The following is a 16,439-nucleotide window of genomic DNA, read 5'->3' on the forward strand; positions in this document are numbered from 1 at the left end:
CGGACGAAAAGAAACTCGTCGAATACCTGAAGTGGGTCACGACGGATCTGCACCAGACCCGCCAACGACTCGAAGAGGCCGAATCCGGCCGTCACGAACCGGTCGCGATCGTCGGGATGGGATGCAGGTTCCCGGGCGGGGTCCGGTCCCCCGAGGACCTGTGGGCGCTGCTCGCCGACGGCCGGAGCGCCATCTCCGGATTCCCCGACGACCGCGGCTGGGACCTGGACGTACTCGCCGGTGACGGAGAAGGACGCAGCGCCACCCAGGAGGGCGGCTTCGTCCACGACGCGCCGCGCTTCGACCCGGGCTTCTTCGACATCTCGCCGCGCGAGGCCCTCGCCATGGACCCGCAGCAGCGGCTGCTCCTGGAGGTGGCCTGGGAGGCCGTCGAGCGCTCCGGCATCGACCCGGCCACCCTGCGCGGCAGCAGGACCGGCGTGTTCGTCGGCACCAACTCCCAGGACTACGCGCACCTGGTGCTCGCCGCGCGCGACGACATGGGCGGCTACGCGGGCAACGGCCTCGCGGCGAGCGTTCTGTCCGGCCGGCTCTCCTTCGTCCTCGGACTCGAAGGCCCCGCGGTCACGCTCGACACCGCGTGCTCGTCCTCGCTGGTGACCCTGCACCTCGCCGCGCAGGCCGTACGCAACGGCGAATGCTCGCTGGCACTGGCCGGCGGGGTCACCGTGATGGCGACCTCCGCCAGCTTCGCCGGGTTCAGCGTCCAGGGCGGGCTGGCCGCCGACGGCCGCTGCAAGGCCTTCTCGGACGCGGCGGACGGCACCGCCTGGTCCGAGGGCGCCGGCCTGCTGGTCGTCGAGCGGCTCTCCGACGCCCAGCGCAACGGACACCCCGTCCTCGCGGTCCTGCGCGGCAGCGCGGTCAACCAGGACGGCGCGTCCAACGGACTCAGCGCGCCCAACGGCCCTGCCCAGCAACGGGTGATCCGCCAGGCGCTGGCCGGCGCCGGACTCTCCCCGTCCGACGTGGACGCGGTCGAGGCGCACGGAACGGGCACCACCCTGGGCGATCCGATCGAGGCGGGCGCCCTGCTCGCCACCTACGGCCAGGACCGCGAGCCGGAGCGCCCACTGTGGCTCGGCGCGGTCAAGTCGAACATCGGACACACCCAGGCGGCGGCGGGCGTCGCGGGTGTGATGAAGATCGTGCTCGCGCTCCGCCACGGCCTGCTGCCGAGGACGCTGCACGTGGACGCGCCCTCCTCGCACGTGGACTGGACGGCCGGTGACGTACGGCTGCTGACCGAGCCGGTGGAGTGGCCGGAGGGCGACCGCGTGCGCCGCGCCGGGGTGTCGTCGTTCGGCATCAGCGGCACCAACGCGCATGTCGTCATCGAGCAGGCGCCGCCCGCCGACGCGGCGGACGAGCCCGCGCCGGAGCCGGCCGTCACGCCGAAGGCCGTGCCCTGGCCCGTGTCCGGCCGCGGCGGGGCGGCGCTCGACGCGCAGCTGGACCGGATCCGCGCCTTCGCGGACGCGCGCGGCGGCGACCCGCTCGACATCGGCTTCTCCCTCGCCACGACCCGCACCGCCTTCGAACACCGCGCGGTACTGCTCGCCACCACCGGCACCGGCGCCGGGGCGCCCGTCGAGGTGGCGCGCGGGACGTCCGGCAAGGGCCCGCTCGCCGTGCTCTTCTCCGGGCAGGGCTCACAGCGCATCGGAATGGGCCGGGAGCTGTACGCCCGCTTCCCTGTCTTCGCGGAGGCCCTGGACGCCGTACTGGACCGGCTGGACGGCGAGTTGGACCGTCCGCTGCGCGAGGTCATCTGGGGCGACGACGCGGACGCGCTGAACGACACCGGCTGCGCCCAGCCCGCCCTGTTCGCCGTCGAGGTCGCCCTGTACCGGCTGGTCCGTTCCTGGGGCGTCGTACCGGACTTCCTGGCCGGGCACTCCGTCGGCGAGATCACGGCCGCGCATGTCGCCGGAGTGTTCTCGCTGGCGGACGCCTGCCGGCTGGTCGCCGCGCGGGCCCGGCTGATGCGGGCGCTGCCCGCCGGCGGCGCGATGGCCGCCGTACGGGCCACCGAGGACGAGATCACGCCGCTGCTGACCGACCGGGTGTCGGTCGCCGCGGTCAACGGCCCCGACGCGGTGGTCGTCTCCGGTGACGAGACCGCGGTGCTCGGCCTCACGGCCCGGCTGGCGGCCGACGGCCGCAAGACCACCCGGCTCGCGGTCAGTCACGCGTTCCACTCGCCGCTGATGGAGCCCATGCTCGACGCGTTCCGCGAGGTGGTGGCGGGCCTGTCCGCCCAGGAGCCGGATCTGCCGGTCGTCTCGAACCTGACCGGCGAGGTGGCCACCACCGGTGAACTCACCGACCCCGGCTACTGGGTCCGTCATGTCCGCGAGGCCGTGCGGTTCGGCGACGGGGCGCGCACGCTCGCCGGACGCGGCGTACGGACCTTCCTGGAACTGGGCCCGGCCGCGGTGCTCTCCGCCCTCGTACCCGAATCCCTCCAGGACCCGGCCGTCACGGCGCTGCCGTTCCTGCGCGAGGACCGGTCCGAGGAGACCGCGGCCGTCACCGCGCTCGCCGCGCTGTACACGCGCGGTGTCGCGGTGGACTGGACCGGGCTGTTCGCGGGCACCGGCGCGCGCCGGGTGGAGCTGCCGACGTACGCCTTCCGGAGCGAGCGGTACTGGCCCACGCTCCGCGCGGCCGGCGGCGACGCCTCGGGGCTCGGTCTGGTGGCCGCCGCGCATCCGCTGCTCGGCGCCGCGGTCACGATCGCCGACTCGGACGAGATCGTGCTGACCGGCAGGCTGTCGGCGCAGTCGCATCCGTGGCTCGGCGGCCACCGGATCTCCGGCACGACCGTGCTGCCCGGCGCGGCCTTCGCCGAGCTGGCGATCCGGGCCGGCGACCAGGCGGGCCTGGACCGGGTCGCGGAACTGACGCTGTCCGCGCCCCTCGTACTGGCCGGGCGCGACGCGGTCACCGTGCAGGTGCGGGTGGGCGCGCCGGACGGCTCCGGCGACCGCGCGCTGACGGTGCACTCCCGCCCCGCCGACCGCGACACGGACGGCTGGACGCCGCACGCCCGGGGTGTGCTCACGGCCGCCGGGCAGGCCGAGGAGACCGGCGGGTTCGACACCTCCGTATGGCCGCCGCGCGACGCCGAACCGGTCTCCCCGGACGCGCTGGACGAACGGCTCACCGGCGCCGGCCTGGAACTCGGGCCCGTGTTCCAGGGGCTGTCGGGAATCTGGCGGCGCGAGGGCGAGATCTACGCGGAGGTGGCGCTGCCCCCGGCGGCCGAGGACGCCGGCGCGTTCGGGATCCACCCGGCGCTGCTGGACGCGGCCGTCCGCGCGGCGGGCTGCCTCGGCCCCGACGGCGCGTCCGCCGCCGTCCCGGTGTCCTGGAGGGGACTGACCCTGCACGCCGCCGCGGCCTCCGCCCTGCGCGTACGGCTCACCGCGACCGGCCCGGACGAGGTGGCGCTGAGCGCGGTCGACGCGACGGGCGCTCCGGTGCTCTCGGCCGACTCGCTCGTCCTTGGCCCGCCCTCCGGCGAGCCCCGGCAGGCCCCCGCCGCCGGCGGCACCGAGCGCGGCTCGCTCCTCACCCTCGACTGGGTGCCCGTCCCCGAGCCGGTGGCCGTCACCGGCACCCGCTGGGCGGTCGTCGGCGCCGACGAACTCGACCTGGGCTACGCGATGCACCGCGCCGACGAGACCGTCAGCGCGTACGCGGAGTCCCTGACCGGCGCGGTCGGCGACAGCGGTGTCGCCCCCGATGTCTTCCTGGTGCCCGTGGTCGGCGACCCGGCGGCGGCAGGACCCGGGTCCGTACGCGCCCTCACCACTTTCGTCCTCGGCCTCCTCCAGGAGTGGCTGGACGAACCGGCGCTGGCGCGCGCACGGCTGGTCTTCGTCACCCAGGGCGCCGTCGCCGTCGACGGCGAGGACGTCAGGGACGTGGCCGCCGCCGCGGTCTGGGGCCTCGTACGGTCCGCGCAGACCGAGAACCCCGGCAGCTTCCTGCTGGTCGACATGGACGACACGTTCCTGTCGGCGGGGGTCCTGCCCGGTCTGCTCGGCCTCGACGAACAGCAGCTGGTCGTGCGCTCCCACACGGTCAGGGCCGGCCGCCTCACCCGGCTGCCCGAGCACGCCGAGACCCCCGCGGTCCGCGGCGCTGCCCGCCCCTGGGACCCCGAGGGCACCGTCCTGATCACCGGCGGAACCGGCGGCCTCGGCAAGGAGCTGGCACGCCATCTGGTCGCCGAGCACGGCGTACGGCATCTCCTGCTGGCCAGCAGGAGCGGCCAGGACGCCCCGGGCGTGCCGGAACTGCTCGACGCCCTGGCCGCGCGGGGCGCCGAAGCCTCCGTGGTCTCCTGCGACCTGGGCGACCGCGAGTCGGTGGCCGCGCTGATCGCCGGTGTGCCCGCGGAACGCCCGCTCACCGCCGTCGTCCACACCGCCGGTGTACTGGGCGACGCGCTGACCGGCTCGCTGACGCCGGAGCTGCTGGAGCGCGTCCTGCGGCCGAAGGCGGACGCCGCCTGGTATCTGCACGAGGCGACCCGCGGCCTCGATCTGGCAGCCTTCGTGCTCTACTCCTCCGTCTCCGGTGTGCTGGGCGCCCCCGGCCAGGGCAACTACGCGGCGGCCAACGCCTTCCTGGACGCCCTCGCCCGGCACCGCAGGAGCCAGGATCTGCCCGCGGTATCCCTCGCCTGGGGTCCCTGGGGCCGGGGCAGCGGCATGACCAGTCACGTCAGCGCCGCCGACCTGGAGCGGATGGCGCGGGGCGGCATGCCTCCGCTGGCCATCGACGAGGGTCTGGCGCTCTTCGACGCCGCGCTCGCCCGGGACCTGGCCACGGTGGTCCCGACCCGGATCAATGTCGCCGGACTCCAGGAGCAGCAGGCCCTGCCCGCGCTGTGGCGGGAGCTGGTGCCCCGTACCCGCCGCTCAGCCGCCGCGGCCGACCGCTCGCCCGTCACCCTGCGCGAGCGGCTGCGGCTGCTGGCCCCGGCCGAGCAGGAGGGCCTGCTCACCGAACTGGTGGTGGGCTACTCCGCCGCGCTCCTCGGCCACCCCGACCCGAGCGGTGTCGACCCCGAACGAGGCTTCCTGGAGCTGGGGTTCGACTCGCTGGTCTCCGTCGGACTGCGCAACCAGCTCGCGGAGGCGCTCGGGCTGCGGCTGCCCAGCTCGGTGGTCTTCGACAACGCGACGCCCGTGAAGCTCGCCCGCCGGCTCCACGCGGAGCTGGCCGGGCAGCTGGCCGCCGGCACCACGGGCACCGCCGCCCCCGCCGCCGCGCGCGGCACCCAGAACCGGGACGAGACGCTGGAGGGCCTGTTCTACGCGGCGGTGAAGGCCGGAAAGATGGTCGAGGGCATGCGCATGCTGAAGGCGGTCGCCAACACCCGGCCGACCTTCGAGACCCCCGCCGACCTGGAGGAGCTGTCGGCGCCCGTCGTCCTGGCGGACGGTCCGAGCAACCCCCGGCTGGTGTTCGTCAGCGCCCCCGGCGCCACCGGCGGCGTACACCAGTACGCGCGCATCGCGGCGCACTTCCGCGGCAGGCGGCACGTCTCCGCGCTGCCGCTCATGGGGTTCGCCCCCGGTGAGCTGCTGCCGGCCACGAGCGAGGCCGCGGCCCGTATCGTGGCGGAGAGCGCCCTGCACGCCAGCGACGGCGAACCCTTCGTCCTGGTCGGCCACTCGACGGGCGGCTCGCTCGCCTATCTGGCGGCGGGCGTGCTGGAGGAGACCTGGGGCATCCGCCCCGAAGCGGTGATCCTGCTGGACACCGCGAGCATCCGGTACCAGCCGGGCGAGGGCAAGGACCTCGACAGGACCACCCGGTACTACCTGGCCGACATCGACTCGCCGTCGGTGACGCTGAACAGCGCCAGGCTCTCCGCGATGGCGCACTGGTTCATGGCGATGACCGATATCGAGACGGTGCCCACCACCGCGCCGACGATGCTCGTGCGGTGCGTGGAGTCGCTGGACGGCTTCCTGTTCGACACCGCGGGCGTCCCCGCTGACGACATCCGTGAGATCCGGGCCAACCATCTGTCCCTCGCCAAGGAGCACTCCGCGCTGACGGCGCGGACGATCGAGGAGTGGCTCGGCGGCCTGCCCGCAGGCGAGGCATGACCCCCGGCGGGGGGGGGGGGGGGGGGGGGGGGGGGGGGGGGGGGGGGGGGGGGACGGGGGGGGGGGGGGGGGGGGGGGGGGGGGGGGGGGGGGGGGGGGGGGGGTGGGGGGGGGGGGGGGGGCGCCACCCCCCCCCCCCCCCCCCCCCCCCCCCCCCCCCCCCCCGCCCCCCAGGCAGCGGGCACCGGACAGGACCTGGCACCTGCGCACCACCGACCGACCGTCCAGAGGAGAGAGACCCCATGACCACATCCCGCGAGCTGCCGTCGCTCAGGGGCGTGCCGCCCACCGTGCTGCGGCTGAGCCCGCTGCTGCGCGACCTCCAGACCCGGAGCCCCGTCTGCAGGGTGCGGACCCCCGCAGGCGACGAGGGATGGCTGGTGACCCGCCACGCCGAACTCAAGGAACTGCTCCGTGACGAGCGGCTGGCACGCGCGCACCCCGACCCGGCGAACGCTCCGCGCTACGTCCAGAACCCGTTCCTGGACATGCTCGTCAGCGATGACGCCGAGCTGGCACGGAAGCTGCACTCCGAGACCCGCGCGATGCTCACCCCGAACTTCGCGGCCCGGCGCGTGCTCAATCTGATGCCGAAGGTCGAGGCCATCGCGGAGGGCCTGCTGGAGAGCTTCATCGCCCAGGGCCCGCCCGCCGATCTGCACGGCGGGTTCTCCCTGCCGTTCTCGCTGGCCGTGCTCGGTGAACTCATCGGCGTACCCGCCGAGGACCGCGGCCTGCTCGTCACCCTGCTGTCCCGGATGGGCGGTCTCGACGACCCGGACACCGTCCAGGACGGACAGCAGGACCTCTTCGGCTATCTGGTGGAGCTGGCGGGCCGCAAGAGGGCCGAGCCCGGCGACGACGTGATCTCCCGGCTGTGCGTGAACGAGCCCTCGGACGAGCGTATCGGGCCGATAGCGGCCGGTGTGCTCTTCGCCGGCCTGGAGGCCGTCGCCAGCCATATCGACCTCGGTGTCGTGCTGTTCGCCCTCTACCCCGAGCAGCGCGACGCGGCGCTGAAGGACCCGAAGCTGATGTCGGGGGCCGTGGAGGAGATCCTGCGCTCGGCGAAAGCGGGCGGGTCGGTGCTGCCGCGGTACGCCACCGAGGACGTCGAGATCGGCGAGGTCACCATACGGTTCGGTGAGCTGGTCCTGCTCGACTTCACCCTCTCCAACTTCGACACCCAGGTCTTCGACGACCCCGAGCTGTTCGACATCACCCGCTCGCCCAACCCGCATCTGACGTTCGGGCACGGGATGTGGCACTGCATCGGCGCCCCGCTGGCCCGGATGCAGCTGAAGACGGCGTACACCCTGCTCTTCACCCGCCTGCCGGGACTGCGACTGGCCCAACCGGCGGAGGAGCTCCAGGTGCTGGGCGGCCAGCTCTCGGCCGGCCTCACCGAACTGCCGGTCACCTGGTAGCACTGCCCCGGTCCCGGCGGGACATCACCACGGGCTCTGCCCCCACCGCCGGTGGGGGCAGAGCCCGTGACGTGTGTGCGGCGCCCCGCTCAGTTCTCCGTGACGGTGATCGCCTGGGACGGGCAGATCAGCCCCGCCTGCCGCGCGGCCTCCCGCCCCGGCTCGTCCCCGGGTTCCTCCAGGACCATGACGATCCCGGAGTCGTCCTGGTCGAAGACATCGGGAGCGGACAGCACACACTGCCCCGCCCCCACACAGCGTTCGGTGTCCACGCTGATGCGCACCATCATTCCTCCGTCGATTTGCCTGCGGTCGTGCGTCTTCCTTCGCCCGCTCCGGCCGGTCTACCAGCGGACGGGCAGGGCGTGCAGCCCGTACAGCACTCCGTCGTACTTGAGCGGCAACTCCTCGACCGGCACGGCCAGTTCCAGGGTCGGGATCCGCTCGAACAGGGTCCGGTAGGCGATGTCCATCTCGACCCGGACCAGGTTCTGGCCCAGGCACTGGTGCACGCCGTAACCGAACGCCACATGCGAGCGCGCGGACCTGCCCGGGTCGAACTCGTCGGGGCGGTCGAAGACGGTCCCGTCGTGGTTGGCCGCGGCGACCAGCGGGATGATGCCCTCGCCCGCCCTGATGAGCTGTCCGCCGATCTCCACGTCCTCGACGGCCACCCGGAAGGCGACCAGATCGGCGACCGAGTAGTAGCGCAGCAGTTCCTCGACCGCCCGTTCGTCACCGATCCACCGCGGGTTGGACAGCAGGGTGACGACCCCGAGCCCGATGTTGTTCGCCGTCGTCTCGTGTCCGGCGATCAGCAGCAGCATCGAGACACCGGACAGCTCCTGCTTGCTCAGCGTCCCCTCGGCCAGCAGCTGACTGATCAGATCGTCACCCGGCCGCTTCTGCTTGATGGTGATCAGCCGGTTGAGATAGCGCAGCAGCGCCAGGGACGCGGCCTGCCGCTGCTCGTCCGTGGAGGTGAGCGTCACCAGCACCCGGGTCCTGGTCTCGAAGAAGTCCCGGTCGGCGTTGGGTACCCCGAGCAGACTGGAGATGACCAGGGACGGTACGGACAGCGCGAAGTCGGCGATCAGATCGGCGGTGTTGCCGGCCGCGAGCATCGCGTCGACGCGCTCGTCGACGATCTGCTGGATGGCCGGCCGCATCTCCCTGACCTTGCGGACGGTGAACTCGGGAATCAGCGTCTTGCGGAACCGGCCGTGCTCCGGCGGGTCCAGCGCCACGAACCAGCCGGGCACCTCGTCCTGGGAGGGGACGCCGCCGGTCTTCGCCGCGCGGGGGAAGCCCGGGTGCGAGGGGTTGGAGCTGATCCGCGGATCGGTGAGGACCGTACGTACGTCTTCGTGCCGCGTCACCAGCCACACCCCGACCCCGGAGGGCAGCGTCGTACGCACCAGCCCGTCCTGTTCGCGGAAGTCCCGGTACTCCGGCGGCGGAAACGACTGGCCCGGCCGCCGCAGCGGGAAGGCGACCGGGCACCTGTCGGTAGTTGTCATCTTCTCAATTCCCCTGGGGATCGGAACGTCACGGGTCACGGGTCACAGGTCGCGGGTCACAGGTCGCGGGTCACAGGTCGCGGGGCCTAGGGCGTGTTGCGAAAGTCCCGCCTGGCCCGCGACGCCCAGCACGCACGCTCGCGGCGTTGTCGGGATCACCCCAGTACGTCCAGTACCGGGGCGGCCCTCCGCCTTGCGATCGCCGCTCGGCATCCAAAGGAGGAGTCAGGCGCCGAGACGGAGAGAGCGCGGCGAGCGTAGTGCACCGGACGCCGCGGGCCCCGCCCTTCGGGCGGACGGCGCTGCTTTCGCAACACGCCCTAGGCGCCGTAGAACTTGCGGACCTTCCCCGTGATGAACTCCTGGTCCTCCGCGGTGAGCCCGGTGTGGGTCGGGAGGTAGAACCCGTCCTCGCTGAAGCGGCTGGCCTTCAGCGAGGGCCAGTCGGGGTGGAGGTATCCGGGCTGCCGGCTCATCGGTTTGAAGAAGAGCCGTGTCTCGACGCCCTCGTCGGCGAGGAAGTCCCGCAGCTCCTCCCGGCGTTCGGCGCGCAGGTCGTACATCCACAGCACATCGCGCGGTGGCATCAGCGTGATCCCGTCGATACCGCTCAGGCCCTCGTCGTAGCGCCGCTCGATCTCCCGGCGGGTCTCCAGGATGGCGTCGAGCCGCTCGGTCTGCGCCAGGGCGACGGCCGCCTGCATGCTCGTCATACGGAAGTTGTAGGCCAGCTTCTTGTGCAGGAAGCTGTGGTCCTTGGTGAAGGCCATCGCCCGCAGATGCGCCATCTGATCGGCGAGACGCTTGTCGTCGGTGAGACAGATACCGCCCTCACCGGCGGTGATGATCTTGTTGGCGAACAGCGAGAAGCAGGCGATGTCGGCGACCGGCCGCACCCCGTGCGCCTCGGCGGAGTCCTCCACGACCCGCAGGTTGTACTCATGGGCCAGATCCATGATCGTGTCCATGTCGCACCGGCGGCCGTAGATGTGCACCGGCATGATCACCTTGGTGCGGGGGGTGATCTTCTCCTCGATCAGCGTGACATCGATGTTGAGATCGTCCCCGCAGTCCACGAAGACGGGCGTGGCACCGGTGTACGTCACCGCCCACGCCGTCGCGATCATCGTGAACTCGGGGACGATCACCTCGTCGCCGGGGCCGACCCCGAGGGCGCGCAGGGCCAGCGTGAGCGCCGTCGTACCGGACGAGCAGGCGACGCCGTGCGCGATCCCGTTGTAGTCGGCGAACGCGCTCTCGAACTTGCGGACGTACGGCCCCTGCGAGGAGATCCAGCCGCCGCTGACGGCGTCCGTCACATAGTCGAGCTCACGCCCGCCGAGCCAGGGCTTGGACACAGGATGGGTGTAGGACATGGCAGCCTCGATCAGTCGGTGGCGGAAGCCGGGTCGGAAAGGGCCGGACCGGAAACGCCCAGGTCGGCAAGGACCGGATCGGTGGGGGCCGGACCGGCGGGGGCCGCGCCGGTGAGCGCCGGAAGGCCCAGCAGCAGATCCGCGGCGGCGGCGCGTCCGCCCGCGGCGTGCAGCAGCTCCGCGAAGTGCTCGGCACGCTCCCGGAACGCGCTGTCGTCGAGCACCCTGGTGAGCTTGTCGAACACATCGTCCGGATCGACGGTCTCCGGACGGTCGAGGGTCAGACTGACGCCGAAGTCCTGGCCGCGGATGGCCTGGTCGTCGCAGTCGACCCAGAGAGGACGCACCACCAGCGGCTTACCGAAGTACAGCCCTTCGTGGTAGCCGTTGCCGCCGGCGTGGGTGAAGAAGACCTTGATGTTCGGATGGGCCAGCACATCGAGCTGGGACGGGACCCAGCTCTCGATCCGCAGATTGTCCGGCAGTTCGTCCCGGGAAGGCAGCAACTCCTGCTGTTCCTTGGGGAGTTTCCACAGGACCGCGTGCTTGCCCGCCAGCCGCCGCGTGACGTCCACCAGCGCCCCGACCTGTTCGCCGGTCAGCCGGGTGATGGTGCCGAACCCCATGTAGACGACGGACTTCTGGGCGTCGAGCCACTCGGAGAGCCCGTCGTCGTCCGGAGCCTGCGGCAGCGGCGGCACCATCGCGCCGACCAGCCGCATCTTCTCCGGCATCGGGAACGGATAGTCCAGCTCGGGCACCGAGTAGCAGAGGACCATCTCGGCATGGTCGATCCTGGCCATCATCTGGCGCGCCTCGGGCGCGATCCCCAGCTCCGCGCGGATCCGGTTGTCCTCCTCGACCACCTTGCGCACCGAGGACGTCATGAACATCCCCAGCGTCCGCAGCCGGAACAGCTGGTTCTCCACCCGCTGCGCGAACGTCATGTCCAGCGGCAGCCCCGAGTGCGGCACCGGGAAGCCGCGCGGCGTGTAGGACGTGGCGAACGGCACGTGCGAGGTGAGGACATTGCTCGGCACGAACGGCACGCCCAGCACGAAGGGGATCTTCTTCGTGATGGCCAGCTCGTACCCGAACTGACACATCGACTCGATGACCATCAGCGCCGGCTTCACCTCGTCGACGACGGCTTCGAGGCGCTTGTACTTCTCCACCCGCGACTCCGGCGCGAAGGAGTGCTTGATGACCGCGCGATGCGCCTTGAACCGGGAGCGCTGGGTCACCTCCCGGTACGTTTCGTCGTCCCAGGTGACGGCCGACATCTGCGACACCACATCACCCAGTGACGCGAACTCCACGGGCGTTCCCGCTTTGGCCGCGCCGATATCGGAGCGCCCCTTTTCGTCGGTCGCGAACCACAGATCCTCCACCCCTCGGCGGGACAATTCCTCCGCCAGTACGAGCAGCGGGTTCAGAAGACCGCTTTCGGCATAGCTGACGAACAGGATCGGCCGCCGAATCGAGCCCATGGACAACACCCTTCGGAAGTGGCAGCCGGAGCGTTCGGTGCCACAGGTACCCACACGGCCGGTCGCCGGGTGGCCGCGCCGCGCGAGGAAGCGGAACAGTTACTTGGTCTCACACCACGTTCCGGAGAATCCCTAGTCTTCCGCGGTCTCCGGCGCGGAACCGCCGAATTCCTTAGGGAAAAGTACAGCCTTGACACCCATACGATCCGGCACGGAGAGGTGTCCGAGGCCCGACTTTCCCTAGGGGTGTGCAACGTCATGACGATCGGAGCCGACGAAGACCCGGTAGTGGTCGTCGGGATGGCATGCCGCTGTCCTGGAGGGGTGCGTTCCCCCGAGGAGCTGTGGGACCTGGTCCTGACGGGCCGTGACGCGATCTCCGGCTTCCCGGCGGACCGCGGCTGGGACCTGGACGCGCTGGCAGGCGAAGGACCGGGCCGCAGTGTGACCCGGCACGGCGGGTTCCTGTACGACGCCGCCGACTTCGACGCCGGGTTCTTCGGCATGTCACCCCGCGAGGCGGTGTCCACGGACCCGCAGCAGCGGCTGGTGCTCGAAACCGCCTGGGAGGCCGTCGAACGGGCCGGGATCGACCCGTACGCGCTGAACGGCAGCCGCACCGGCGTGTTCGTCGGCACCAACGGCCAGGACTACGCCACCGTCACCCAGCGGTCGGGGGAGGACCTGGCCGGCCACGCCATGACCGGGCTCTCACCCAGCGTCGTGTCCGGACGGCTCGCCTACACCCTGGGTCTCGAAGGACCGGCGGTCACCGTCGACACCGCGTCCTCCTCCTCGCTGGTCGCCCTGCACTGGGCGGCGCGCTCCCTGCGCGCGGGGGAGTGCTCGATGGCGCTGGCCGGCGGCGTCACGGTGATGTCCACCCCCGTGGGGTTCGTCGGCTACTCCCGGCAGGGCGGACTGGCCCCCGACGGCCGCTGCAAGGTGTTCTCCGACGACGCGGACGGCACCGCCTGGGCCGAGGGCGTCGGCATCGTCGTGCTGGAACGCCTCTCCGGTGCCCGCGCCCACGGGCACCCCGTACTCGCCGTCATCCGCGGCAGCGCCACCAACCAGGACGGCGCCTCCAACGGCCTGACCTCCCCGAGCGGCCGGGCACAGGAGGACGTCATCCGCCGGGCGCTCGCCGACGCGGGCCTCTCCGGAGGCGATGTCGATCTCGTCGAGGCACACGGCACCGGTACGAAGCTGGGTGACCCGATCGAGGCGCAGGCGCTGCTCGCCACCTACGGCCGCGACCGCGCCCCCGGGCGCCCGCTGCGGCTCGGCTCCCTCAAGTCGAACATCGGGCACGCCCAGGCGGCGGCCGGGGTCGCGGGCTTCATCAAGACGGTGATGGCCCTGCGGCACGGAGTGATGCCGCGCACCCTGCACGTGAACCGGCCGACCAGCCAGGTGGACTGGTCGGGCGGCGCCGTCGAGCTGCTGACCGAGCCGGTCCCGTGGAACGCGGACGGCCGGCCCCGGCGCGCGGGCGTGTCGTCGTTCGGGATCAGCGGCACCAACGCGCATCTGATCGTCGAACAGGCCCCGGACACGGCCGAACAGGCCACGGGTGCGGGCGGAACGGCCCTGAGCGCGGGCGGACAGGCCCCGGGTGCGGGTGAACCGGCCCCGTCCGCTCCCGTTCCGGACACCACGCCCGCCGTGCTGCCGTGGCTGGTCTCGGCCAGGACGGAAGCGGCGCTGGAGGACCAGCTGGCCCGGCTCACGGACTTCGTGGCGGGCGCGCCCGGCCTCGCACCGGCCGACATCGGGTACTCCCTGGCGGCCGGCCGGGCCGCGCTGCGGCACCGGGCCGTACTGCTCGCGGACGGCCGGGGCGTCACCGAGGCCGCCCGGGGCGAGGCGGGCGACGGCACCACCGCGATCCTCTTCCCCGGCCAGGGCAGCCAGCGCCTGGGCATGGGGCGCGAACTGTACGCGCGCTTCCCGGTCTTCGCCCGCGCCCTCGACGAGGTGCTGGCCGAGCTGGACGGACATCTCGACCGGCCGCTGCGTACGGTCATGTGGGGCGACGACCCGGAGACGCTGAACCGCACCGCCTGGACCCAGCCCGCGCTGTTCGCCGTCGAGACGGCGCTGTTCCGGCTGGTGGAATCCCTGGGCGTGCGCCCCGCCGTGGTCGGCGGCCACTCGATCGGTGAGATCGCGGCGGCCCATGTCGCGGGCGTGTTCTCCCTCGCCGACGCCTGCCGGCTGGTCGCCGCGCGCGGCGCCCTGATGCAGGCGCTGCCGCCGGGCGGCGCCATGATCGCCGTACAGGCCGCCGCGGACGAGGTCCTTCCGCTGCTCGCGGACCGCGCGGACCGGGTCTCCCTCGCCGCCGTCAACGGACCCGCGTCCGTCGTCGTCGCGGGCGAGGAGAGCGCCGTACTGGAGATCGCCGCGCACTTCACCGCCCAGGGCCGCAAGACGAACCGCCTGTCGGTGTCCCACGCCTTCCACTCGCCGCTGATGGACCCGATGCTCGCCGCCTTCCGGCGCGTCGTGGACACGCTCACCTTCCACGAGCCGGCCGTACCGGTCGTCTCGAACCTCACCGGCGAACCGGCCGGCGCGCGGCTGCTGTGCACCCCCGATTACTGGGTGCGGCATGTACGCCGGACCGTGCGCTTCGCCGACGGGGTGCGGGCGCTGCGCGCCGAGCGGGTGGACGTGCTGCTGGAGCTGGGGCCCGGAAGCGTGCTCTCCGCGATGGCCAAGGAGAGCCTCGGTGAGGCAGCCCGGCACATGACCGTCGTACCCGCGCTGCGCAAGGACCGTACGGAGGAAGCCGCCCTGGTCACCGCGCTGGGCCGGCTGCACACCGCCGGAGCCCCGGTCGACTGGCGGGTCTTCTTCGCGGACACCGCCGCCCGCCGGGTCGATCTGCCCACCTACGCCTTCCAGCGCGAGCGCTACTGGCCGGCCCCGCCACCGGCCGGCGCGGGCGACGAGGGCGCGGGCGCCACCGGACACCCCCTGCTCGGCGTCACCGTGGAACTCGCGGGCGACGAGGGCCTGGTGTTCACCGGACGGCTCTCCACCCGCACCCACCCCTGGCTGGCCCAGCACGCGATCGCCGGACGGATCACGCTGCCCGGAAGCGCCCTGCTGGAGCTGGCGATCCGGGCCGGTGACGAGGCGGGCTGCGACCGGATAGAGGAACTGACCCTCACCGAACCGCTCGTCCTGCCCGAGCACGGCTCCGTACGGCTGCACGTGCGCCTCAGCACGCCGGACGGCATCGGCTGGCGCGCCGTCACCGTCCACTCCAGGCCGGAGGGCGCCGTCCACGCGTCGTGGACCCAGCACGCGTCCGGTGTCCTGACCCCCGTCCCCGGCGAGCCGCGCACCGCCGCCGACCTCGGCTTCGGCACGGGCGTCTGGCCGCCGGAGGGCGCCGAGCCGGTGGACGTGGCGGAACACTACGAACGCCTCGCCGACCGCGGTTTCGACTACGGCCCGGTCTTCCAGGGCCTGCGGGCGCTGTGGCGGCGCGGCGCCGAGACCTTCGCCGAGATCGCCCTGCCCGCCGAGGTGGCCGACGCGGAGGCGTACGGACTCCACCCCGCCCTGCTGGACGCGGCGCGGCACGCCGTCATGACGGACGAGGCCGGTCTTCCCGACCGCTGGCGCGGCGTGTCCCTGCACGCCTTCGGGGCCTCCGCACTGCGCGTACGACTCGCCCCGCGAGGCGGTGACGACGGCGGCGGTGGTGACGGCGGCGGCGCCCGCGTGCTGGAGCTGACGGCCGCGGACTTCTCCGGGAACCCGGTGTTCACGGCCGAGTCGCTGCGCGTACGGCCGCTGACCGCACGGGAGTTGCTGCCCGCCCCCGCGACGCCCCGGAACGGAGCCCGACGGGAGCACGCCGGCGCCCGCACCACCCGGCCGCCGGCCGCCAGGCCCGGCGTACGGGACGGAGACGCCCCCACCCTGCTCAGGCGGCTGGCGGAGATGCCCGAGGCCAAGCGGGCACGCTATCTGCTCGATCTCGTACGGACCGAGGCCGCCGCCGTACTCGGCCACGGCGGCGCGGACGCCATCGGCGCCCGGCACGCCTTCAAGGAGATGGGCTTCGACTCGCTCGCGGGCGTCGAACTCCGCGACCGGCTCGGCGTGCTCACCGGCAGGGCGCTGCCCAGCACGCTCGTCTTCAACTTCCCGACGCCCGTTCGGATCGCCGATCACCTCGCGGCGCTCCTCACCACGCCCGCCGCCCCCGCGACGGGCTCGGCGGACGACGAACTCACCAGATTCGAGGCGGTCATCCACTCGGTGTCGCCGGACGGGTGTGAACGTCAGGTGATCGCCGACCGCCTGGAGAAAATCATCTCCACCCTTCGGCAATCCACGCCCTCCGCACTGCGCACTTCCGGTGAGGACATCGAGACGGTGTCGGTCGACAGACTGCTCGACATCATCGATGAAGAGTTCGAAACCACATAGAGAATTGCTGCTTTCG

General features: G+C 72.6%; 6 protein-coding genes and 1 pseudogene. 3 read left to right on the forward strand and 4 right to left on the reverse strand.

Annotation, left to right across the window (positions count from 1 at the left end; all coding sequences use genetic code 11):
* The first annotated feature begins 26 nt into the window (after nucleotides 1–26).
* The gene (locus tag ACZ7LS_RS34295) at nucleotides 27–6,155 is read left to right on the forward strand and encodes a type I polyketide synthase (protein ID WP_469449305.1); all 6,129 of its coding nucleotides are present in this window, start codon (nucleotides 27–29) and stop codon (nucleotides 6,153–6,155) included.
* 242 nt (nucleotides 6,156–6,397) lie between these two features.
* A complete protein-coding gene (locus tag ACZ7LS_RS34300) occupies nucleotides 6,398–7,582 on the forward strand; it encodes a cytochrome P450 (protein ID WP_385136933.1) in 1,185 nt (394 codons plus the stop codon).
* An 89-nt stretch (nucleotides 7,583–7,671) separates the two neighbouring features.
* Here the strand turns inward: ACZ7LS_RS34300 and ACZ7LS_RS34305 are convergent, their stop codons facing one another.
* The 4 genes from ACZ7LS_RS34305 to ACZ7LS_RS34320 form a co-directional block, all read right to left on the reverse strand.
* The gene (locus ACZ7LS_RS34305) at nucleotides 7,672–7,866 is read right to left on the reverse strand and encodes a ferredoxin (RefSeq protein ID WP_382529839.1); all 195 of its coding nucleotides are present in this window, start codon (nucleotides 7,864–7,866) and stop codon (nucleotides 7,672–7,674) included.
* A gap of 60 nt (nucleotides 7,867–7,926) precedes the next feature.
* Nucleotides 7,927–9,102, reverse strand: a complete 1,176-nt coding sequence (locus tag ACZ7LS_RS34310; protein WP_382529827.1) for a cytochrome P450 — start codon at nucleotides 9,100–9,102, stop codon at nucleotides 7,927–7,929.
* A gap of 320 nt (nucleotides 9,103–9,422) precedes the next feature.
* A complete protein-coding gene (locus ACZ7LS_RS34315) occupies nucleotides 9,423–10,478 on the reverse strand; it encodes a DegT/DnrJ/EryC1/StrS family aminotransferase (RefSeq protein ID WP_382529825.1) in 1,056 nt (351 codons plus the stop codon).
* Between the two features lie 11 nt (nucleotides 10,479–10,489).
* Complete coding sequence (locus ACZ7LS_RS34320) at nucleotides 10,490–11,968, reverse strand: glycosyltransferase (RefSeq protein WP_385136931.1); 1,479 nt, start codon at nucleotides 11,966–11,968, stop codon at nucleotides 10,490–10,492.
* A gap of 264 nt (nucleotides 11,969–12,232) precedes the next feature.
* Between ACZ7LS_RS34320 and ACZ7LS_RS34325 the strand changes: the two are divergent.
* Nucleotides 12,233–16,423, forward strand: a pseudogene (locus tag ACZ7LS_RS34325) (type I polyketide synthase); the annotation flags it as partial.
* Nucleotides 16,424–16,439 lie beyond the last annotated feature (16 nt).

Source organism: Streptomyces sp. NPDC039430 (genome assembly GCF_055639435.1).

What these genes read in the sequence shown, in the direction of transcription:
- ACZ7LS_RS34300 (WP_385136933.1), top strand. Translation starts at nt 6,398, where the DNA reads ATGACCACATCCCGCGAGCTGCCGTCGCTCAGGGGCGTGCCGCCCACC.
- ACZ7LS_RS34315 (WP_382529825.1), bottom strand. Translation starts at nt 10,478, where the DNA reads ATGTCCTACACCCATCCTGTGTCCAAGCCCTGGCTCGGCGGGCGTGAG.
- ACZ7LS_RS34320 (WP_385136931.1), bottom strand. Translation starts at nt 11,968, where the DNA reads ATGGGCTCGATTCGGCGGCCGATCCTGTTCGTCAGCTATGCCGAAAGC.
- ACZ7LS_RS34310 (WP_382529827.1), bottom strand. Translation starts at nt 9,102, where the DNA reads ATGACAACTACCGACAGGTGCCCGGTCGCCTTCCCGCTGCGGCGGCCG.